Genomic DNA, 20,582 nt, shown 5'->3' with positions numbered 1-20,582 from the left:
CCCTGCCATGAAAGTGTCCTTATACTGGCATAGTCACAGGTTGCTGGCTCATCTGGATGAATAAAATCACCCGATTGAACTCTATCAGGCCTCATTACTCACTTTGTTATCTGCTCGTTAGGACGCTTTCTCAGACAGTAAGGAAGTCAGAGTCTGACACTCACTATAAGCTGATTTCAGTATCTTCAGGAGCTTCACAATAATGTTAAATATGCATCGGCAAGTCCTGATACTTGCGGGTTCTCAGGCCCTTTTTCAGTCAATATCGGTTCTGATAATGACCATCGGTGGGCTGGCCGGCGCACTATTAACGCCCAGTCTTTCGTTGATCACTGTTCCGCTCTCAATGGCGAGTCTCGGAACGGTGTTAGTCATGTTTCCTGCGTCTTTATGGATGAACCGGGCAGGTAGAAAAACAGGCTTCATCACCGGCGCTCTGTGTGGAATAGTTGCGGCAGTCATTTCCATGATCGCAATGTTCCATCATTCATTCATTCTGCTATGTCTCGGGATGTTCTTTCTGGGGATCTTTCAGGCTTTTGCGCAGTTTTATCGCTTTGCGGCGGGAGAAGTGGCACTCCCGGCATTTCGTACTAAAGCTATTTCGCTGGTACTGGCCGGCGGCGTTGTGGCAGCCCTGTTAGGACCGTTTCTGGCCAGTCGCGGCAGTGTATTGTTCAGTGTGCCCTATGTAGGCTCATTCCTCTTTATGGGCATACTGGCCTCGCTGGGCCTGTTGTTATTGTCACGTTTGCAGATACCGGTCCAGCCTGGTGAACCTTCCGGGCAAGTGCCGGCAAGGCCGTGGAAAAAAGTAGTTTCTCAGCCTGCGTATCTTGTCGCCCTTTTTTCCGGCGCATCCGGATTTGGAATAATGGTTCTGGGCCTGACGGCAACGCCCATTGCAATGAAGCATTACGGTTTTGACTTGTCACAAATCGCCGTCGTGATCCAACTCCACATACTGGGCCGTTTCGTACCGTCGTTTTTCACGGGAAAACTGATCGACCGGTTCGGTGTCATTAACATTAAGCTGACGGGCGTTCTTCTCATGCTTGCCTACATTGCTCTGGCTGTTTCGGGCGTTACGTGGGGGATATTTGCCATTGCATTAGTCCTGATGGGGATAGGGTGGAATTTTCTCTACATCGGCGGAACCAGCCTGCTGGCAACAACTTACACCACGGGAGAAAGGGGGATTGCACAGGCGGCAAATGACATGAGCGTCTTTATCTTCAGCCTTCTTTGTTCTCTGGGAGCTGGCCCGCTGCTCAATGCTTATGGTTGGAAAACCATGCACCTTCTTTTAGTGCCCTGGGTGCTTGGCCTTGCGATACCGCTGCTTTGGCTGGCTTTGTGTAAAAAACGTCACGCTATAACAGAGGATGAGGTCACTTTGCCGTTGCCATAAGGCGGGATACCTGATCTTATGAAGAAATACACAGGAAAAAAATAATTTTTTATTGGCCCGATCCCATCGAAATTTGACTTTATGCCCCCTCACGGGATTGAGTGTTTAGCTGCTAGTTTTTAGGTCACTCTGTGACCCTTTCGACAAATAAATCCCAAGGACTGAACATGAAAAATGCACTGATCGTTATCGATATCCAGAATGATTATTTCCCAGGTGGTTCCTTTCCACTTGAGGCGCCTGAAACAGCCTGTAAAGGTGCAGTTAACGCGATTGAAAAGGCGCGTGAGGAAGGCTGGTTGATCGTCGGTATTCAGCATATCGCAACAGCCGATGCACCATTCTTCAGGCCTGACAGTGAGGGTGCGAAAATTCATCCGGATGTTGTCGCTGCACTGGGAGATGCGCCGGTTCTCATTAAGAAAGAGGCAGACAGCTTCTTCGAAACCGGTCTTGAGCAGCTGCTGCGTGACAACGGCATTACTGATATTTATCTTACCGGCATGATGACGCAACACTGTGTCACGCATACGGCGCTTTCCCCGCAGGGACTGGGGATGAATATGCACATTATTGCTGAAGGGTGCGCTGCGCCAACCAAAGCACTGAGCGACCTTGCCCTGTTCGGACTGAGTGCGCGCTGCAGCGTAAAATAACCCTCTGGTTTGTAAAAATCGCAGGTCTATATATGGGTTGTGTTGTTACCCGATAACACAGCCCTCTCTTTGATAACCCTCCTGGCTTCATCGTGGCTATTTATGGTGTACGACCGCTTATTCATATAAACATCTGCTTAATTCTTTAAGGAAAAAATGCTCATCGCCTTATACAGCCTGCTGCCTATTTTCCTGGCCTTTGCGGGCGGACTTAACCTGAAAAAAGTCGTTAAAAATAGTCACCCTTCCTTCTTTGATAAAATCTCAATGCTGTCTCTGTATTTGCTTCTGTTGTTTATAGGGGCCACGGTTGGCGAGATCCCTGATATTAAGGGGCAACTCTCCGTCGCGGGCTTTAATGCTCTGATCATTGCGATAGGTACATCGGTGATAACCTTTATTACCCTAGTCGCTGTGGGCAAGCTGAGTGGAGAAAAACGGCTTCCCCGTAATGCTTCACACCTGCAGAACAGTCATTCAGATCTGCTGTCAATTTTTCTTCCCACGCTTACTCAGATAATCACGGCGGCGGCCGGCTTTATACTGGGGTTCAGAGGGTTAATGCCCGACCTGGACGCAGACCGCATTATCTCTTTGCTTCTGTATCTGTTGATATTTTCCGTCGCGGTAAAATTATCGTATTCGAATATTAGTATAAAACGCGTGCTGTTAAACAAAGCCAACCTGTGGCTGACGTTGGTCACGATATTGTCATCATTTATGGGGGCCGCGCTGGCATCATTGTTTATCAACGTGCCGCTCCATGAAGTTCTGGCGATCGGATCCGGTTTTGGATGGTATACCCTTTCTGGAACGCTGTTCACAAAAATGGGCAATCCTCTGTTAGGAACCGTGGCTTTCTTAAGCGATCTGTTTCGCGGGATATCTGCGCTGATGCTTATTCCGCTGATTTCGCGGTTCGGTTACAGCAACGCTGCCATCGCTATATCCGGTTCAACGGCTCTTGATGTGACGCTGCCGGTTATTGAAAAGTATTGCGGCGCGACTTATATCCCTTTTGCTCTTCTGATGGGAGGGGTAACAACGCTGGTCGTTCCCTTTGCTATCCCTTTCTTCTATTACCTTTAAACAGACCTTTTGGCAGAGGGAAAAGGACAGTAGAAAAACTTAACCACTGCGATTGACCTGATTTCATCGACTAATGACCTGTGAGCACGTCACGGCCTATCCCTTCCTCCCCTTATAGTAAAGCCACTCGCAGCCACCCAGCCTGATTATGCCAAACGCAGTGGCTGAGCCTCAAAATCTAATGAATCACTGGAGCAACTAATGAAATTAACGCAAATCCGCAATGCCACTCTCATGCTGCAATATGCTGGCAAAAAATTCCTTATCGACCCAATGCTGGCAGAAAAGGAAGCCTGGGATGGTTTTGCCGGAAATGCACGCCCGCACCTGCGTAATCCCATGGTTGCCTTGCCTGTGCCTGTAGAAGATTTACTGGCTGTTGATGCCGTTATCCTGACCCACACTCATACCGATCACTGGGACGAAGCAGCGCAGCAGGCTGTTCCTAAAGACATGCTTATTTATACGCAGGATGAAAAAGATGCGGCGCTGATCCGTTCTCAGGGCTTTCTTAACATCCGGGTACTGAAAGATGAAAATCATTTTGTTGACGGACTGACGATTTATAAAACTGACGGCCAGCACGGCAGTAACGAACTGTACGCCGATGCCCAATGGGGTGATTTACTGGGTGACGCATGCGGTCTGGTCTTCACGCATCATGATGAAAAAACGCTTTATATCGCCGGTGACACCGTCTGGGTTAAGCCTTATGTAAAAAGCCTTCAGCGCTTCAAGCCGGAGATTGTGGTACTCAATACCGGCTATGCGGTCAACGACCTGTACGGTCCGATCATCATGGGCAAAGAAGATACCTTACGCACACTTAAGATGTTGCCGACTGCGACCATCGTGGCGTCTCACATGGAATCAATCAATCATTGCCTCCTTACCCGCGCAGAATTACGCGAGTTCTCACTTGAACACGGCATTGAAGATAAGATTCTTATTCCTGCAGACGGTGAAACAATGGCTTTCTGATAAACCAATAAGATTGATTCAGGCGAAGAATGTATTCCGGCAGGTCACCTGTTATCCTCTGGTCAATCTGAATCAGCAATACTGCCGCCGGTGATCCGGTGGCTCTCCTTTACGGTAAGGTTAACGTTATGTCTGCATTGACGGTCGCCGTGATTGCCACGGCCGGATTCAGCCCGTTTCACTTTTCAGTCCCCTGTATTATTTTCGGACAGTCTATGCCACAGCCGGATTTATTCCGCGTGGAAATTTGTGCTGAAAAACCGGGCGTCGTCCTGTCAGATATTGGCCTGTCAATCAATGTGGAACATGGCCTTGAGCTACTTGACGTCGCAGACATTATTATCGTGCCTTACTGGAACCATCCGGAAGAGCGACCTTCTCAGGCGTTACTTGATAAGCTGATAAGCGCATGGCAGCGCGGCGCAGAAGTGGTGGGGCTTTGCCTGGGAGCTTACGTGCTCGCGTATTCCGGCTTGCTGGATAATCACCGGGCTGCAACACACTGGGAGTTCGAGCAGGACTTCGTTGAACGATTTCCTGCCGTTCGTCTGGACAGCAACTCGTTGTATACAAGCGATGAACGTCTTATTACCTCTGCCGGCACCGCCGCCGGTATTGACTGCTGCCTGAATATTATCCGGGATCATTACGGTTCAGCGGTTGCAAACCGGGTAGCAAGAAGAATGGTGGTTCCTCCTTACCGGGAAGGCGGTCAGGCACAGTTTATTGAACGCCCGGTCCCTGTATCTACGCGGGACGGAAAAATGAACGAGCTGATGGACTACCTGCGTCGCAATCTGGACAAGCCGCACGACCTCGACTCGCTGGCGGGGTTTGCCAGCATGAGCAGGCGGACACTTACCCGTCATTTTTTTAAGGCAACCGGGACAACGCTGGGTGACTGGCTAAACGCTGAGCGTCTTCAGAGAAGCCAGGAGCTGCTGGAAACTACGGACAGCAGTATTGAAAGCGTGTCTGACATGGCCGGGTTTCAGTCGCCAATCTCATTCCGCCAGAGTTTTAAGGCGAAATTCAGCGTCAGTCCAAGCGAATGGCGCCGGGCATTTCGCGGTCCTGTACCTGTTGATCACGAAAAGGCCTGAGTGGAAGCTAAGAAATCAGAATAGTTTTAAAAAACTGGCAACCTGATACCGGAATGAAAATTTGTTCCTGAAATGAGTGAACTGGCTCATTCTTTAGCGTCGATTTAAAAAGGATTTAGTGCTACTTTTTTCAAACGATAATAGGTTGCCCGCGAAATCCCCGTTTTGTTCATCACGGCTTCAGCCGTCATTTTTTGATGTATAAATTGCAGGGCAATCACAGATTTGCTATGGGGTTTTCGCCCGAATTTAACACCAGCAGCCATAGCTATCACCCGGCCATCATTGGTACGCTCAAGAATGCGTTCCCGTTCTGCCTCAGCCACGGCGGCCAGAATCTGTATCACCATTTTTCCCATAGTTCCTTCGGTACTGAGGCCGTTTTCCAGAAAACGTATGGCGATCCCCTTTTTATAGCAGGCATCCACAATGTGGATCATATCAGCGGTATTACGGCCCATACGATCCATTTTGGTACACAGGATGACGTCATCCTTTTCTGCCCGTGCCAGCAGCCGCTGCAACCCTTCCCGTGCGTCTGTGGCTCCCGACATCATGTCAGTAAAAATGCGATCGTCCCTGACCCCGGCGGATTTCAGCTCAGAAATTTGCATCGTCAGTTTCTGATGGCTGGTTGATACTCTCGCATATCCCAGTAATGCCATATTGGTCTCACAAATCGATATTGATACTGCGTAGTATCATAAAGCATAAAATACGATTTTTGATACTCATGTTTATACCCATTTAGATAGGTCTCAAAACTTATAATATCTGAGACTGTCAAAAATAGAGCAGATCGCCAGTTTACGAAAGGATGCGCAATGAGTGACGATTTTCTGACCAGAGAACAGACAGAAAACTACGGTCGCTATGTGGCAGAGCCAAATGAGGTTCAACTGGCCCGATATTTTCATCTGGATGAGCGTGACCTTGCTTTTATTAATCAGCGACGGGGAAAACATAACCGTCTGGGGATTGCACTTCAACTGACTACGGCGCGCTTCCTGGGAACGTTTCTTCCTGATCCCCTTCAAATTCCCTCATTCATCCGTTTTTACATTGCGGCACAGTTGAACATCAGCCGACCAGAGATCCTTTCCCGATATGCTGAAAGAGAAAATACCCGCTGGGAGCATCAGGGGCTTATCAAGCTCTATTATGATTATCATGATTTTGGTGATTTCCCCTGGACATTCAGACTGAAGCGTTTGCTCTATACTCGCGCCTGGCTCAGCAATGAGCGCCCAGGTCTACTGTTTGATTTTGCTACCGCATGGTTGCTGCAAAATAAGATCCTGTTACCCGCAGCCTCGACTCTGACAAGGTTGATTGGCGAAGTACGTGAACGGGCAAGTCGACGATTGTGGCGAAGGCTGGCTTTGTTGCCTGACAGCTGGCAGAAAGCGCAACTGGACGGCTTACTTGAAATACCTGAAGGGCAGCGTATATCGGTGCTGGAGGAGATACGAAAAGGTCCTGTCACTATCAGTGGACCGTCATTTACTGACGCCCTGGAGCGATATACCCGACTGCGTAGCATGGAGTTTTCCCGGCTGAATTTTTCCGGTCTGCCTGCCATCCAGCTGCGGAATTTGGCCCGTTATGCCGGAATGGCTTCGGTGAAATATATTTCAAGAATGCCTGAGGAACGGCGACTGGCCGTGCTTACTGCGTTTGTGAAAGCGCAGGAAATTTCGGCGCTTGACGAGGCCGTGGATGTGCTGGATATGCTTATTCTGGATATCACTCGTTCTGCGAAAAATATTGGACAGAAAAAGCGGCTCAGGACCCTGAAAGATCTTGATCGTGCCGCGCTATTGCTGGCACGGGCATGCTCGTTATTACTTGATGAGAACACCGATGAAGCAGCTCTGCGGCAGGCTATTTTTCGCCGCATACCAAAGGACAAACTAGCTGAATCCGTCGGTAAGGTAAATGAGCTGGCGCGCCCGCAGGATACTCACTTTCAGGATGAAATGGTGGAACAATATGGACGGGTGAAGCGCTTTCTGTCCGCGATGTTGCGTGACTTACACTTTCAGGCTGCCCCGGCCGGGGAGCACACGTTGTCAGCAATCCATTATCTGGCCGAACTGAGTGGCTCAAAAAAGCGAATTCTCGACGATGCACCAGAGCACATCATTTCCGGTCCCTGGAAACGTCTGGTCTACGACAGAGATGGCAGGATTCTACGCGCTGGTTACTCGTTGTGCCTTCTCGAGCGTCTTCAGGACTCTTTGCGCCGTCGTGATCTCTGGCTGGAGAACAGTGACCGATGGGGTGACCCGCGTCAAAAATTGCTTCAGGGAGCTGAATGGCACGCACAACGGATCCCGGTATGTCGGGCGCTGGGTCATCCATCAGACGGAACTAAAGCAGCAGAGCAACTGGCTACGCGGCTTGATGACACTTGGAAATCAGTGGCTTCACGTTTTGCCTGCAACGCGGCAGTCAGCATAAGCAATGAAGGTAAGCATCCCTCACTGACGATCAGTAGTCTGGATAAGCTGGATGAGCCACCGGCACTGATACAATTGAATCGTCGGATAAGAGAACTGATCCCACCCGTTGATCTGACTGAGCTGTTACTTGAAATAGATGCCCGAACCGGTTTTACCCGCGAATTCAGGCACGCTAGTGAATCAGGTGCACGGGCGCAGGATCTCCAGGTCAGTCTGTGCGCAACACTGCTGGCGGAAGCCTGCAATATAGGGCATGAACCTCTGATAAAGCATAATATTCCCGCGCTTACTCGCCATCGTCTGAGCTGGGTTAAACAAAATTATCTCAGGGCAGAAACGCTGGTTAGCGCTAATGCACGGCTGGTTGATTTTCAGTCCACGCTGCCGCTCGCGGGGTTCTGGGGAGGTGGGGAGGTTGCCTCCGCAGATGGTATGCGTTTTGTCACACCGGTTAAAACGGTTAATTCCGGACCAAATCGTAAATACTTTGGTTCAGGACGCGGTATCACCTGGTACAACTTCGTCTCAGATCAGTACTCCGGTTTCCATGGCATTGTCGTTCCCGGTACGCTTCGTGATTCCATCTTTGTACTGGAAGGGCTTCTGGAGCAGCAGACTGGGCTCAATCCGTTAGAAATTATGACGGACACGGCAGGTTCCAGCGATATCATTTTTGGCCTGTTCTGGTTACTGGGCTACCAGTTTTCCCCTCGTCTGGCCGATGCAGGTGGGGCGATATTCTGGCGGGCAGATAAAATGGCCCATTATGGTGCCCTGAATGAGCTGGCCCGAGGATGTGTTGAACTTTCAAAAATAGAATCCCAATGGGATGAAATGATGCGAATGGCGGGTTCACTGAAGCTTGGGACCATCCATGCATCAGAGCTTATTCGTTCACTGTTGAGAAGTAGCCGACCATCTGGTCTGGCTCAGGCGATTATGGAAGTGGGCCGGGTGAACAAGACTTTGTATCTTCTCAACTATATCGATGATGAGGATTACCGGCGTCGGATACTCACTCAGCTCAACCGGGGAGAAGGACGCCATGCAGTGGCTCGAGCTATTTGCTACGGACAACGTGGTGAGATTAGAAAACGCTACCGTGAAGGTCAGGAAGATCAACTGGGTGCTCTGGGCCTGGTGACCAATGCGGTTGTGCTGTGGAATACACTTTACATGCAGGAGGCGTTGTCACATCTTCGCAAATCGGGGGAAACTCCTGAGGAGGAGCACCTGGTAAGATTATCGCCGCTGATACATGGCCATATAAATATGCTGGGGCATTATACGTTTTCGTTACCAGAAGATATTTTGAAGGGCGAGTTAAGGCCGTTAAATTTCAATACAAACAATGAATTAACCTGTTAGCGTGGTTTTTTACATCATTGGACCTCGAACCCCTCTTAAGGTGAAGTAGATCAGGTCATTTTTTGTCCATTATGAGGATAGTGTGATCTGACAGGCACAAACAGATCGTTATTTTATTTAGGCTGCCCGTCATGCGGTACGGGTTATGCATGGATTTCAACCCGTTACCTGAGGTGTAGATTTTTTACTGGTATTCAACAGGGATGAAATTATGGCGCAGGACGTTTTTATAAAGATCGAGGGTATTACAGGGGAATCTCTGGACGCTACGCACAAAGGAGATATTGAGGTTCTTAGCTGGGACTGGTCTGTGGGCCAAACAGCGAATATGCACTCTGGCAGTGGTGGCGGTGCGGGGAAATGCATTGTCGGGGATCTTCGTTTTGAACATTATTTCGATAAAGCCAGCCCAAACCTTCTGCAGTATTGCCTGACCGGAAAACATATCCCGGAGGCGGTACTGATCATGCGCAAAGCAGGCGGTTCTCCACTGGAATATCTGCGTATCACGCTTCAGGAAATTATTATTACCGGGGTTGAGTCTGTCGGTTATAACACCATGCCTGCCGCCAGAGAGGAGGTCGCACTCTCTTTCTCACGCGTAAAGGTTGATTATGTTCTACAGAATGCGGAAGGGACATCTGCGGGTACGATTTCTACAGGGTTCGACATTAAAGCGAATGCCATCATTTAAGTAAGCTGAACACAAGGAAGGGTAAATATGTTATTTGTGGATAAAAATGGTTTAGTAGATGCAACACGTATTAGTGTAAAACGATTCCGTACGATAGAACGTGGGGATATGGATCAAGTGAATGGGATTGTGGTGCATCAGACCGGTGGTTCAACTGCTGAGAGTGCTTTCAATAGCTACCAAAGTGCAGGTGCAAACGGCGCTCATTTCTTGATAGATAAAGAAGGTAAGATCTATCAAACCGCGTCATTGTTTAAAGTGACAAATCATGTTGGAAATATAAGATCCAGGTGTTACATGGAGAAAAAATGCACTCCATCTGAGATTTCCACAATAAGACCATTTTTAAATAAATATAAAAAACTTTCTCATTTAGAACAGAAGAAATCATATCCTGAAAGGTATCCAGCGAATTTCGACTCATTAGGCATTGAAGTTGTGGGTAAACCTGTTTCCGGTGAGGGAGAAAATGCCATTTATGAAACAGTCAATGATGCACAAAACAGTGCATTAAAATGGCTTGTTTATGAATTGTCGGATACGTTGAAAATATCAATGTCTGAGGTGTTTAGACATCCGGAAGTGTCATACAAAGTTAAGACTGAGGCAGGCACTGCAAAATGGTAAGGTACGGCTATTTTATATTATTATTGGTATTCGCCATCCCTGTAGCTTTTGCAACACATGTACCGTCCAGGAAAATTGTTGAGATAAAAATCAATGAAGTGGGTAAAAGCGAAGATGCATCGGAAAATGTTAAAAGTGGCTGTCGGACATTCGTCATTACAGAGGTGGATGTAAGATCCTTTTTTTCAAAATCTTATCCAGTTCCATTAAAATTCAATGTTCACGATCGCTATTCTCCCTGCTTTTCCAGAGGTGAAGTTAAGTTTAGCGATAACACACGAGGCGAGTGGAAAATATCCTCCAGTGGCGGGGGAACCTTGCTCTGGGATACTGGAGATGTGGCAACATTATTTTATGATGACTATCAATGGACAGATCCGTTTGAAGACACGTACAGCAGCGAGAACTGAAAAATGGTCAATATAAAGTTAATGGCATTTTTTATCATTTATTTATTTTCAGGTTTTTCATATTCAAAGGAGGTCAAAAATATTGAGAACCTCAAATATGACATCGTCGATGAAGGGCGCAGTAAGGTTGAGCAGGAAGGGTGTGCATTGTTCAGTCCAACTAAAGAACAACTTATTGACTACTTTAATAAGGCTACCAGAATGGACGAGGGTGGTTCAATAGGGCATCAGTATTATTCACCGTGCATAACAGTAGGAAAAGTTACCTTCGAAGACGGAAATTCAGTGAGCTTTACACTACAGTCAAGTGGATTCACTTCGGGTAACTTCGGGAACAAAGAGGCCATCTATTTTTTTCACAAAGACAACAAATGGTATGACCCTTTCGAGTGTACTTATGCCATGGGCGATGAATCCGAACCGGGATGCGATTAAACAGCCTGATAAAACGGATAAAGCCTTACCGCCTGGAGTACGTCTTCACTGGCGTACTCCGTTTCTGCCTTCACATTAAAAATCCTCTCGTTCCTGGCATGTCGGTTGGTCTCGCTCAGACATCCAATCCGCGCTGGCTGTCGTTTCATCCTCACCCGTTTTACCCATCTCCCCCCGCGGTTTTTTCAGTAGCCACAGCAATGCCGGGTCGTGACTGCGGCGGGTGTTCCACATCAGGGAGAGCGTAAAGTCCGGGGCGCTGACCGGAACGGCGCTACGGCATAAACCATAATGGTCAACCCAGCCGCTGGCCAGCCCGGTGGGAACGGTGGTCAGCGCGGGGATCTGCTTCAGCATTAACGGCAGTGACGAGAAATGCGGCGTCACATAGCGTACCCGGCGAGTGAGATTCTGGCGGCCCAGCTGTTCGTCTATCTGGCTGTGGCTGGCTCCCCGATAAGAAACCAGAAGGTGATCGTGAGAGAGATATTCTTCAATGGTTAGCGGCGAAGTAAGTGCTAACTGGTGGGGGTGCCAGAGCGTACAAAACCCCATGCGAACGACAGGCTCACGGATGACATCCGCAGGCGCCCCCTGCCCGACAGAGATCGCCATATCAACCTTATCGCGCTGCACCAGCTCTTCGTCGAGAAACGGATCGCTGGCCGTCGTCTGCAGTTGGATCCCGGGTGCCTCGCAGGCGAGTGTCGCCAGCAGCCCCCGCATCAGCCAGCGATCCACCCAGTCACTCATCCCCAGGCGGAAAGTGTGCTCGTCCGTTGTCGGGTTAAATGTGGGCGGCTGAAACAGCACCTGCTGCATCCGTTCCATCATCGGCAGCAGTGATACGACCAGCGCCTCCGCACGCGGCGTCGGCGCCATGCCTTTTGCCGTGCGCACAAACAGCGGATCGTTAAACATGGTGCGCAGCCGCGCCAGCGCGCCGCTGACGGCAGGTTGCCCCAGATGCAGCCGCTCAGCCGTACGGGATACGCTCCCCTCCCGGTGCAGCACCAGCAGCACCGTCAACAGATTCAGGTCAATGCGACTAAAATCATTTTCTCTGATGTTGCTCATTACTTTAATCGATTTGAATGATGATGAGGCGGTCAGGATACTGTCATTCACGCCAAAACAACACGACTAAGTGAGACTATCATGACGCTTCTGAAAATGCTGATCGCCAGCCTGGCCCTTTCCGGCACTGCCCTGGCGGCGACAGCGCCAGCTCCGCTGGAAACTCAGGCTCCGGGCTATTACCGTATGACGCTGGGCAAGCTGCGCATCACCGCCGTGTCTGACGGCACGGTCACGATTACGCTGGACAAATTACTGACTCATATCTCCCCGCAGCAGTTGCGTGAACGGTTGGCCGCCGATGCCATGACTCCGCAGGTGGAGACCTCGATCAATGCCTTTGTGATTGATAATGGCCAGCAGCGGGTACTGGTGGATGCGGGAGCCGGGGATCTGTTCGGCCACAACGGCGGGCATTTACTGGAAAATCTGGCGGCAGCAGGCTATCCGGCAGAGACCATCAATGCGGTGCTGTTAACGCATATCCATGCCGATCACTCTGGGGGTGTTTCACGCAGCGGCAGGCCGGCGTTCCCCAATGCGCAGGTGTATGTGGAAAAGAAAGATGCGGATTTCTGGCTCAATCCTGCTAACACCAGCAAGGTGGAAACCAGCCAGGCGCATACCTTTGCCGAGTCTGAACGTACGCTGCGCCCGGTAATTGATGCCGGTCGCCTGACGACCTTCTCTGCGCCGGCTACGGTATTCGCTGGCATCCGGGCGGTTCCGGCAGCAGGACACACACCGGGCAGTGTGCTCTATCGCGTGGAAAGTGAAGGGCAGACGCTGGTACTGTGGGGCGATATCATTCATGCGAAAACGGTGCAGATGCCGGATCCGCATGTGGCGATTCACTTTGATGTGGATCAGCAGCAGGCCGTACGGACGCGTGAAGCGGTACTGGCGCAGATGGCGCAGGAAGGTGACTGGGTAGCGGCCGCACATATTGCTTTCCCGGGATTCGGTCGTGTCAAACGTGACGGCAGCGGTTACCGTTGGGTGGCGGCAAATTATACCACTCAGTTAAGCCATTAATTATTCCGGGGCACGTCAGTGCCCCGAACCCGGTTTTATCCCATCAGCACGTATTTTCTTTCCTGCCTGAGAGTAAGCTTTTAACTACGCATCGTTATCATATATTTATCTTTCACAGTTATTCATCATGCTGTTAATAATTGTCTCACCTTAACGCCACAAAGGTGGAGCGATCATGACTGAACGTATTCGTTTAGCTAAACCGGAAGACGCTGAATTACTGCATGATCTGTTACAACGTGCCTATGCACCGTTATTAACGCAGGGTATTCATTTCACCATTACCCAGGCCTCGGTGGGGGATGTTGCCGCCGTCATTGCCAGTGAATCCACCTTCGTCCTGGAACAGAACGGACAACCGGTGGCCACGCTGACGGCACGCTTCCCGTGGACTGAGACCAGGCGGCAACTGGCGCCGTGGCCGTTCCTGCACTGGTTTGCCGTTGATCCTGCGCACAAAGGCCAGGGGCAAGGCAGCCGGATTATCCGCTATGTCGAAGAAAGTTTTCTGCGCGACACCTTAAAATCGCCTGCCGTTTATTTAGCCACCGCCATTAAACATCCCTGGCTGACCGATCTCTATTTACGCCGCGGCTATCAACCTTTTCACCGGGCAATTAATCCACTGGGCGTGGAACTGGTGTATTTAACCAAGGTGCTCGATCAGCAGCGATATCAAAACGCCAAAATAAAAGAATACGTGCACGACTTTATTGAAACCTCACTCACCGCCTGAGCGCGTTGATGACTTATCTGGGAAAACTATGCGCTTAAATAATAAAGTGGCCATGATGGCCACGTTGTCATTGCTGTCGATCTCTATTGCCTCTTCTTTTGCTGCTGATAAACCGCGTTCCGGAGGCACTTTAACCTGGGGTGTGGAAACCGAGCCTAATACGCTCAACCCTCAGCTCAATGGCCAGTCAAAGGCCGAACTGATCCTGCGCGTGGCCTATGAATCCCTGCTGGCACGTAAGGCCGATGGCAGCTTTGTTCCGTGGCTGGCCGAGCGCTACCGCGTTGAAGACGGCGGGAAACGCCTGCACTTCACCCTGCGTAAGGATGTGCACTTTTCCGATGGTGAGAAGTTCAACGCCCATGCGGTGGCGGAAAACTTCCGCCATATTCAGGATCCGGCCTACTGCGCAGGCTCAAGCCTGTGTGCACTGGGCGGCCATATCGCCACGGTGGAAACCCCGGATGACAGTACGCTGGTGATTACACTGAAAGACGCGTATTCGCCCTTCCTCTCCTTTGCTGCCGGGCTGAAGTTGATTTCGCCAAAATCCTGGCAGTCGCCGCAGTTGAAATCAGGCGGAACCGATCTCGCCGGAACGGGGCCGTTTATTCTCCAGCGCTACGAAAAAGGCCAGCAGATTGTCTATGTGAAAAACAAAGATTATCGCTGGGCATCGGCCAACGCGGCGCATCAGGGGCCGGCCTGGCTTGATGGTGTGACCTACCGTTTCCTGCCTGAATCTTCAGTGCGTACCGGGGCGTTGTTATCAGGTCAGGTGGATCTGATTGAAGGGGTTTCCGGGAACGATGCGGCTGAATTTAAAGATAACCCTGACTTCAGCTATCAGCATGCGCTGAATGCCGGCACGCCTTACTCGCTCTTCCTGAATGTGGAATATGGCCCGACCCGTGAGCAGAAAGTGCGTCAGGCGCTGCTACAGGGCCTGGATATTGATCCGATCCTGAAGTCGATCTATCGCGGCGAACGCACCCGCGTCTGGGGCATCACCTCACCGGTTGATCCGCTGTATGACGCAGGTCTGGAAGGCAAATACGGCAATAACCCGACGCTGGGTAACCAGTTGCTGGACGAAGCGGGCTGGACATCGCGGGATGCGGAAGGGTTCCGTACGAAGAACGGTCAGCGACTGAGCATTGAAATTATTCAGGCGCAGGCCACGGTGCGCGATCAGCGTGACGTGCTGTTGCAGGCCATTCAGGCCCAGGCGCGCCAGCGACTGGGCGTTGAGCTGAAGCTGCGTTATGTCGACTCCGGCACCTACAGCGAGCTGCGTAACAGCGGGCAGTTTGGGTCGATTGCCAACTCCAATACCGAAACCGACGGGATCGATATTGAAAACCACTACCTGCCGGTGAAGGCGGGAGGGGCAATTAACTACAGCCGCACATCGGCACCTGAACTGCTGCCGTGGCTGAAAGCCGCCTCCTCCACGCTCGATACCTCTGCGCGTCGCGGCTTCTATGGCCAGCTGCAACAGTTTGCGATTGTGCAGCAGGCGGTGGCCATCCCGTTATACGAGCCGGAAGATCAGATTGCCGCCGCCAGCTACGTGCAGGGTGCCGGCTTCCGTCCCTTCAAACAGATGCCGGAAAATGCGTACGACATCTGGTTAAGCGATCACTAAAGGCAAACATCATGAGCAGCGAAACCACGCCCCTCCTTAAACATGTCGTGCGGTCACGTCCGGCCCCGGCTACCACGTTGTGGTGGCGTATTAGCGGCCGCATTGGCGGTGGTGTTCTGGTGCTGTGGGCGGCGGTCAGTCTGTCGTTTATTGGCGTCTGGCTGGCACCGGGTGACATTGTCAGCCTGCTGGTGGGTGAGCAGGTAAGTACACCGGCCATCGAAGCGGCTATCCGCGCCGAGTGGGGGCTGGATCAACCGCTGTGGCAGCAGTATCTGAGCTATCTGTGGCGAATTGCTCATGGTGATTTTGGTCGTTCCTATCTGCTGAACGTCGATGTGGGACCGCTGGTGGGATCACAGTTATTGCCCACGCTGAAACTGACCGGTGCAGCGCTGGTGGTCAGCGTGATCTTTGCACTGGTCGTCGCCGTGACCACGGCGCATAGTCGCTGGGGACGCCGGCTGGCGAGCGGGCTGGAGCTGGTACTGGCTTCCACCCCGTCGTTCTGGCTGGGCATTGTTCTGCTGTTTGTTTTCAGCTTTACGTTGCGCTGGTTTCCGGTGGCCGGGGATCGCAATTTCTCTGCGCTGGTTTTGCCGGCGCTGTCGCTCGGGCTGGCCCAGGGGGCCGTCGTGTCTCAGGTGTTGCGTCGCGGTCTGGAAGATGCGCTCGATCAGCCGTTTTCGCTGACGCTGCGTGCCTGGGGCATCGGTAATCTGCAGATACGTCTGCGCCATGCCCTGCGTCATGCTGCCCTGCCTGCGGTCACCCTCACAGGCTGGCTGGTTGGCGGTCTGCTCAGTGGCGCGGTGATCACCGAACAGGTGTTCAGCCGTCCCGGTCTGGGCAAAGTGACGGTGGACGCGGTACTGGGGAAAGACCTGCCGGTAGTGCTGGCCGTGGCGATCCTGTCCGCATTGATTTATGTGGTGATGAGCACGCTGGTGGACATTCTCTATCTGTTACTGGATCCCCGCTTACGCCATCAGGCACAGGAGTAAAAAATGTCGGATATCGCCAGTTTACGCGTACCGCTGCGCCTGCCCGTTGGGCTGCTGCTGTCACTGCTGTTTCTTACCGTTCTGACGCTGGCAGCCTGCTTCCCCGGCTGGCTGGCACCGGACGACCCGCTGCTGGCTGACCCGGTTAACGCCATGCAGGCCCCCTCCTGGCAGCACTGGTTAGGGACCGATCAACTGGGGCGCGATCTACTAAGCCGTGTGATTTACGGCAGTCGTTATTCACTGCTGATTTCCGTTGCCGCGATGATGCTGGCGGTACTGGGTGGCTGTCTGCTGGGATTGCTGGCGGGGCTGGCGCGGGGTGTTCTCGATGAAGCCATTGGCCGCACGCTGGATGTGATTTCAGCCTTCCCGGATCTGCTGCTGGCGCTGATGCTGATTGCCTTTACCGGACCCGGGACAACCAACCTGATCATTGCGCTGGGCGTGGCATCGGTGCCGCGCTTTGCGCGCGTGGTCAGGGCGCAGACGTTCATGGTGGCGCGTTCGGGCTACGTGGAACAGGCCCGTACCTTTGGCCTGCCCTGGCGGGTGCTGGTATGGCGCCATGTGCTGCCCCATGCGATAGCCCAGGTGCCTGCGCTGGCAACGCTGGGGCTGGGAACGGCCATTATCGGTACAGCCGGGTTGAGCTTCCTCGGCATGGGGCCACAGCCGCCGACAGCGGAGTGGGGGTTGATGCTGGCGGAAGGGCGTAACTATCTGCGCAACGCCTGGTGGACCGGCGTCTGGCCGGGTGTCGCCATCACGCTGACCGTGGTGGCGGTCAATACTCTCGGCCGCCACTGGCAGGCGCATTTTGAAGGGAGACGACTGTGACGGCACTGATTGATATTCACAACCTTAATATCCATTTTGGCCACCATCACGCGGTGCGCGATTTCAGCCTGACCCTGCAACCCGGTGAGTCGGTTGCGCTGGTGGGGGAGTCCGGTTCGGGTAAAACGGTGACGGCGCGGGCGCTGCTGGGGTTACAGGCCGCGGAGGCCAGGCTCAGCGCTGAGACGTTTACCCTTATGGGACAGCCCGCTCTGGACTATTCTGAGCGTCAGTGGCGCAGGGTGCGCGGGCGACAAATCGGCTATGTGCTACAGGATGCGCTGGTGTCACTCGATCCCCTGCGTACCGTCGGGCAACAGCTTGCCGATGCATTATGGGCTGCCCGGCAAACCCCGCCTGAAGCGATTAAGGCGCGCAGCCTGCAACTGCTACACGAAGCAGGTATGGCTGATGCGCAACAGCGGCTGTCGGTTTATCCGCATCAGCTTTCCGGTGGCCTGCGTCAGCGGGTGCTGATTGCCTGTGCGCTGGCCGGGCAACCGGCCCTGCTGGTGGCGGACGAACCGACCACAGCGCTGGACATGACGGTGCAACAGCAGATCCTCACCTTACTGCGCAAACGGCGTGAACAGGGTCAGGCACTGTTGCTTATCAGTCACGATCTGGCGGTGGTGGCCGAGCTCGCTGATCGTGTGCTGGTGATGCGTGAAGGTGAAGTGGTGGAGAGTGGTCCGACCCACGCGCTGTTGACGGAGCCACAGCATCCCTGGACCCGCCGTTTGTTGCAGGCTATCCCACGACCACAGAACCGTGGCCTGCGGCTGGCCTCGCCCGAACCACAGCGATTACCGGAGAAAGCGCCTCCCGGTGACGTCCTGATTAACGTCAATGGCGTGCACAAATACTATGGCGACCGGCATGTGGTGAACAATGTGTCGTTTGAACTGCGCGCCGGGGAAACCCTGGGTGTGGTGGGTGAGTCGGGTTCCGGCAAAAGCTCTCTGGCCCGGCTGGTGCTGGGGCTGACGGAGCCGCAGCGCGGTGAGATCACCCTTGGCGGGCAGCGCTGGAGTCACCAGCCGGAAACACTGCGCCGTGCACGCCGTCAGCAGTTGCAGTTGATTGCGCAAGATCCGCTCAGCTCGTTTGACCCGCGCTACAACGTGGAACGGCTGATCGGTGAGAGCCTGGATGCCGCAGGAGTGTATGGCGAAGCCCGCCGGCAGCGGGTGATACAGCTGCTGGATGAAGTCAGTCTGAGCCGGAGCCTTTTGACGCGCTACCCGCGAGAGCTTTCCGGCGGTCAGCGTCAGCGCGTGGCCATCGCCCGTGCCTTTGCGCCTAATCCGGCGCTGCTGGTGGCCGACGAGCCCGTCAGCGCACTCGATGTCTCTGTGCAGGCGCAGATCCTTGATCTTCTGGCCGATATGCAGGCCGAACACCGGACGGCCCTGCTGTTTATTTCACATGACCTGGGCGTGATCCACCACCTTGCCGATCGGGTACTGGTTATGAAAGAAGGCCGTGTGGTGGAAAGTGGTGAGGTCGGACAGGTGTTTAACCGCCCTGTTCATCCCTGGACCCGACAATTACTGGAAGCGCTACCGGCACTGCCCGGCCGCGCTGCCTGAGCTATCCCTGAAAGGAGTTCTATCATGAGTCAGACTCAAACCCGCATCCGGCTGGGCGCGATTATCCAGGGCCCGTCCGGCAATATGTCGGCCTGGCGTCATCCTGATGCGATCAGCGATGCCAGCATCAACGTTGCATATGTCACCGCGCTGGCGCAGCAGGCAGAACGGGCAAAATTTGATTTCCTGTTCGTGGCGGATGGACTGTACATCAATGCTAAATCGATCCCACACTTCCTCAACCGTTTTGAACCTGTCACGCTGTTGTCAGCGCTGGCGCTGGTCACGCAGAAAATTGGCCTGGTGGCGACGCTGTCCACTTCTTACAGCGAGCCGTTTACCGTCGCCCGCCAGTTTGCCAGCCTTGACCAGCTGAGTGGCGGACGTGCCGGATGGAATGTGGTGACTTCGCCACTGGAAGGGTCGGCGAAGAACTTTTCCCGTGACCAGCATCCCGAGCACAGCGAACGCTATCGTATCGCCAGCGAATATTTACAGGTCACCAAAGGGCTGTGGGATTCATGGGAGGAAGATGCCTTTGTGCGTAATAAGCACAGCGGCGAATTCTTCGCGCCAGAGAAGCTGCATACACTGAATCATAAAGGCCACTACTTCTCCGTGCAGGGGCCGCTGAACGTTGGCCGTTCGCCGCAGGGGCGTCCGGTGATCTTCCAGGCGGGGGCATCTGAGGCCGGTAAAGCGTTTGCCGCCGAAACCGCCGATGCCATTTATACCCGCCAGGAAACCCCGGAGCTTGCCCGGGCATTTCGTGAAGATGTGCGCCGCCAGCTGGTGGCGCGCGGGCGCAATGCCGATGACATTCGCGTTTTCCAGGGCATCAGTGTCATTATCGGTGACGACAGTGCCGATGCCGAGCGTCGTTATCAGCAAACGGCACAGCTGGTCACGCCGGAAAAAGCGCTGGAGTACCTTGGCCGTTACTTCGAGCATTACGATTTCAGCCAGCATGAGCTGGATGCACCGTTCCCGGATATTGGTAATCTGGGGCAGAACAGCTTCCGCAGTACCACCGATACCATCAAGAAAGAGGCGCTCGACCGTGGTTTAACCCTGCGTCAGGCTGCGCTGGAAGCGGCCACTCCGCGCCCGACTTTTTCCGGCACGGCAGCACAGATCGCGGATGGTCTGGAACAGTGGTTTACCCGTGGCGCGGCCGATGGGTTTATCGTACGCGGCGGAACGCCAACGGCGTTTGATGATTTTGTCGATCAGGTGATCCCGATCCTGCAACAGCGCGGCCTGTACCGTCACGACTATGAAGGCAATACTCTGCGTGAACATCTGGGGTTGAGTGAGCCTGAGAACCAGTTTGCGATAAAGACGGAAGAGAGGCGGGTTGGTTGAGCAAGTAACGCATTATAGTTACAACATACATATCACTGAGTCAGTT

At 52.9% G+C, this 20,582-nt stretch carries 19 protein-coding genes; 17 read left to right on the top strand and 2 right to left on the bottom strand.

Annotation, left to right across the window (positions count from 1 at the left end; genetic code table 11):
- The first annotated feature begins 202 nt into the window (after positions 1 to 202).
- From WH277_RS04650 to WH277_RS04630, 5 genes are all read left to right on the top strand, one after another.
- Positions 203 to 1,411, top strand: a complete 1,209-nt coding sequence (locus WH277_RS04650) for an MFS transporter (RefSeq protein ID WP_339504625.1) — start codon at positions 203 to 205, stop codon at positions 1,409 to 1,411.
- Between the two features lie 167 nt (positions 1,412 to 1,578).
- Entirely contained in the window at positions 1,579 to 2,067 is a 489-nt protein-coding gene (locus WH277_RS04645) for an isochorismatase family protein (RefSeq protein ID WP_339504624.1), read from the top strand.
- Between the two features lie 156 nt (positions 2,068 to 2,223).
- A complete protein-coding gene (locus tag WH277_RS04640; protein ID WP_339504622.1) occupies positions 2,224 to 3,156 on the top strand; it encodes a lysine exporter LysO family protein in 933 nt (310 codons plus the stop codon).
- Between the two features lie 201 nt (positions 3,157 to 3,357).
- Positions 3,358 to 4,137: an MBL fold metallo-hydrolase gene (locus WH277_RS04635; protein ID WP_339504621.1), complete on the top strand. Its 780-nt coding sequence runs from the start codon at positions 3,358 to 3,360 to the stop codon at positions 4,135 to 4,137.
- A 128-nt stretch (positions 4,138 to 4,265) separates the two neighbouring features.
- Positions 4,266 to 5,240 carry a GlxA family transcriptional regulator gene (locus tag WH277_RS04630; protein WP_339504620.1) on the top strand — a complete coding sequence of 325 codons (975 nt, stop codon included), beginning with the start codon at positions 4,266 to 4,268 and terminating at the stop codon, positions 5,238 to 5,240.
- Between the two features lie 104 nt (positions 5,241 to 5,344).
- Here WH277_RS04630 and WH277_RS04625 read toward each other — a convergent pair whose 3' ends face one another.
- Positions 5,345 to 5,905: a recombinase family protein gene (locus WH277_RS04625; protein ID WP_119675322.1), complete on the bottom strand. Its 561-nt coding sequence runs from the start codon at positions 5,903 to 5,905 to the stop codon at positions 5,345 to 5,347.
- A gap of 159 nt (positions 5,906 to 6,064) precedes the next feature.
- Between WH277_RS04625 and WH277_RS04620 the strand changes: the two genes are divergently transcribed.
- From WH277_RS04620 to WH277_RS04600, 5 genes are all read left to right on the top strand, one after another.
- Entirely contained in the window at positions 6,065 to 9,073 is a 3,009-nt protein-coding gene (locus WH277_RS04620) for a Tn3 family transposase (protein WP_339504617.1), read from the top strand.
- Between the two features lie 211 nt (positions 9,074 to 9,284).
- Positions 9,285 to 9,767 carry an Hcp family type VI secretion system effector gene (locus tag WH277_RS04615; RefSeq protein ID WP_171149749.1) on the top strand — a complete coding sequence of 161 codons (483 nt, stop codon included), beginning with the start codon at positions 9,285 to 9,287 and terminating at the stop codon, positions 9,765 to 9,767.
- Positions 9,768 to 9,794: 27 nt separating this feature from the next.
- A complete protein-coding gene (locus WH277_RS04610) occupies positions 9,795 to 10,394 on the top strand; it encodes a peptidoglycan recognition protein family protein (protein WP_167863518.1) in 600 nt (199 codons plus the stop codon).
- The gene (locus WH277_RS04605; RefSeq protein WP_133846775.1) at positions 10,388 to 10,804 is read left to right on the top strand and encodes a hypothetical protein; all 417 of its coding nucleotides are present in this window, start codon (positions 10,388 to 10,390) and stop codon (positions 10,802 to 10,804) included. The genes WH277_RS04610 and WH277_RS04605 overlap by 7 nt, the downstream gene beginning before the upstream one ends.
- Positions 10,805 to 10,807: 3 nt before the next feature.
- Positions 10,808 to 11,239: a hypothetical protein gene (locus WH277_RS04600; RefSeq protein WP_339504615.1), complete on the top strand. Its 432-nt coding sequence runs from the start codon at positions 10,808 to 10,810 to the stop codon at positions 11,237 to 11,239.
- 75 nt (positions 11,240 to 11,314) lie between these two features.
- Here WH277_RS04600 and WH277_RS04595 read toward each other — a convergent pair whose 3' ends face one another.
- Positions 11,315 to 12,316: a LysR substrate-binding domain-containing protein gene (locus tag WH277_RS04595; RefSeq protein WP_339504613.1), complete on the bottom strand. Its 1,002-nt coding sequence runs from the start codon at positions 12,314 to 12,316 to the stop codon at positions 11,315 to 11,317.
- 81 nt (positions 12,317 to 12,397) lie between these two features.
- On the opposite strand from WH277_RS04595, the gene WH277_RS04590 reads away from it, so the two are divergent.
- The 7 genes from WH277_RS04590 to WH277_RS04560 all read left to right on the top strand — a co-directional run bounded on the left by WH277_RS04590 (position 12,398) and on the right by WH277_RS04560 (position 20,536).
- On the top strand, positions 12,398 to 13,351 hold the full coding sequence (locus WH277_RS04590) for an MBL fold metallo-hydrolase (protein WP_339504612.1): 954 nt from the start codon (positions 12,398 to 12,400) through the stop codon (positions 13,349 to 13,351).
- Between the two features lie 175 nt (positions 13,352 to 13,526).
- Positions 13,527 to 14,087, top strand: a complete 561-nt coding sequence (locus tag WH277_RS04585) for a GNAT family N-acetyltransferase (RefSeq protein ID WP_133846779.1) — start codon at positions 13,527 to 13,529, stop codon at positions 14,085 to 14,087.
- A 28-nt stretch (positions 14,088 to 14,115) separates the two neighbouring features.
- Entirely contained in the window at positions 14,116 to 15,735 is a 1,620-nt protein-coding gene (locus tag WH277_RS04580; RefSeq protein ID WP_159338400.1) for an ABC transporter substrate-binding protein, read from the top strand.
- 11 nt (positions 15,736 to 15,746) lie between these two features.
- Complete coding sequence (locus tag WH277_RS04575) at positions 15,747 to 16,739, top strand: ABC transporter permease (protein WP_339504610.1); 993 nt, start codon at positions 15,747 to 15,749, stop codon at positions 16,737 to 16,739.
- Positions 16,740 to 16,742: 3 nt separating this feature from the next.
- Positions 16,743 to 17,579: an ABC transporter permease gene (locus tag WH277_RS04570; RefSeq protein WP_339504608.1), complete on the top strand. Its 837-nt coding sequence runs from the start codon at positions 16,743 to 16,745 to the stop codon at positions 17,577 to 17,579.
- Entirely contained in the window at positions 17,576 to 19,171 is a 1,596-nt protein-coding gene (locus WH277_RS04565; protein WP_339504606.1) for an ABC transporter ATP-binding protein, read from the top strand. The genes WH277_RS04570 and WH277_RS04565 overlap by 4 nt, the downstream gene beginning before the upstream one ends.
- 24 nt (positions 19,172 to 19,195) lie before the next feature.
- Positions 19,196 to 20,536, top strand: a complete 1,341-nt coding sequence (locus tag WH277_RS04560; protein WP_339504604.1) for an LLM class flavin-dependent oxidoreductase — start codon at positions 19,196 to 19,198, stop codon at positions 20,534 to 20,536.
- The last annotated feature ends 46 nt before the right edge of the window (positions 20,537 to 20,582 follow it).

The organism is Erwinia sp. MYb416 (assembly GCF_037479575.1).
GTDB classification, from domain to species: domain Bacteria; phylum Pseudomonadota; class Gammaproteobacteria; order Enterobacterales; family Enterobacteriaceae; genus Erwinia; species Erwinia rhapontici.
This window is presented reverse-complemented; position numbering and strand designations above follow the sequence as displayed.

What these genes read in the sequence shown, in the direction of transcription:
- WH277_RS04650 (WP_339504625.1), top strand. Translation starts at nt 203, where the DNA reads ATGTTAAATATGCATCGGCAAGTCCTGATACTTGCGGGTTCTCAGGCC.
- WH277_RS04645 (WP_339504624.1), top strand. Translation starts at nt 1,579, where the DNA reads ATGAAAAATGCACTGATCGTTATCGATATCCAGAATGATTATTTCCCA.
- WH277_RS04640 (WP_339504622.1), top strand. Translation starts at nt 2,224, where the DNA reads ATGCTCATCGCCTTATACAGCCTGCTGCCTATTTTCCTGGCCTTTGCG.
- WH277_RS04635 (WP_339504621.1), top strand. Translation starts at nt 3,358, where the DNA reads ATGAAATTAACGCAAATCCGCAATGCCACTCTCATGCTGCAATATGCT.
- WH277_RS04630 (WP_339504620.1), top strand. Translation starts at nt 4,266, where the DNA reads ATGTCTGCATTGACGGTCGCCGTGATTGCCACGGCCGGATTCAGCCCG.
- WH277_RS04625 (WP_119675322.1), bottom strand. Translation starts at nt 5,905, where the DNA reads ATGGCATTACTGGGATATGCGAGAGTATCAACCAGCCATCAGAAACTG.
- WH277_RS04620 (WP_339504617.1), top strand. Translation starts at nt 6,065, where the DNA reads ATGAGTGACGATTTTCTGACCAGAGAACAGACAGAAAACTACGGTCGC.
- WH277_RS04615 (WP_171149749.1), top strand. Translation starts at nt 9,285, where the DNA reads ATGGCGCAGGACGTTTTTATAAAGATCGAGGGTATTACAGGGGAATCT.
- WH277_RS04610 (WP_167863518.1), top strand. Translation starts at nt 9,795, where the DNA reads ATGTTATTTGTGGATAAAAATGGTTTAGTAGATGCAACACGTATTAGT.
- WH277_RS04605 (WP_133846775.1), top strand. Translation starts at nt 10,388, where the DNA reads ATGGTAAGGTACGGCTATTTTATATTATTATTGGTATTCGCCATCCCT.
- WH277_RS04600 (WP_339504615.1), top strand. Translation starts at nt 10,808, where the DNA reads ATGGTCAATATAAAGTTAATGGCATTTTTTATCATTTATTTATTTTCA.
- WH277_RS04595 (WP_339504613.1), bottom strand. Translation starts at nt 12,316, where the DNA reads ATGAGCAACATCAGAGAAAATGATTTTAGTCGCATTGACCTGAATCTG.
- WH277_RS04590 (WP_339504612.1), top strand. Translation starts at nt 12,398, where the DNA reads ATGACGCTTCTGAAAATGCTGATCGCCAGCCTGGCCCTTTCCGGCACT.
- WH277_RS04585 (WP_133846779.1), top strand. Translation starts at nt 13,527, where the DNA reads ATGACTGAACGTATTCGTTTAGCTAAACCGGAAGACGCTGAATTACTG.
- WH277_RS04580 (WP_159338400.1), top strand. Translation starts at nt 14,116, where the DNA reads ATGCGCTTAAATAATAAAGTGGCCATGATGGCCACGTTGTCATTGCTG.
- WH277_RS04575 (WP_339504610.1), top strand. Translation starts at nt 15,747, where the DNA reads ATGAGCAGCGAAACCACGCCCCTCCTTAAACATGTCGTGCGGTCACGT.
- WH277_RS04570 (WP_339504608.1), top strand. Translation starts at nt 16,743, where the DNA reads ATGTCGGATATCGCCAGTTTACGCGTACCGCTGCGCCTGCCCGTTGGG.
- WH277_RS04560 (WP_339504604.1), top strand. Translation starts at nt 19,196, where the DNA reads ATGAGTCAGACTCAAACCCGCATCCGGCTGGGCGCGATTATCCAGGGC.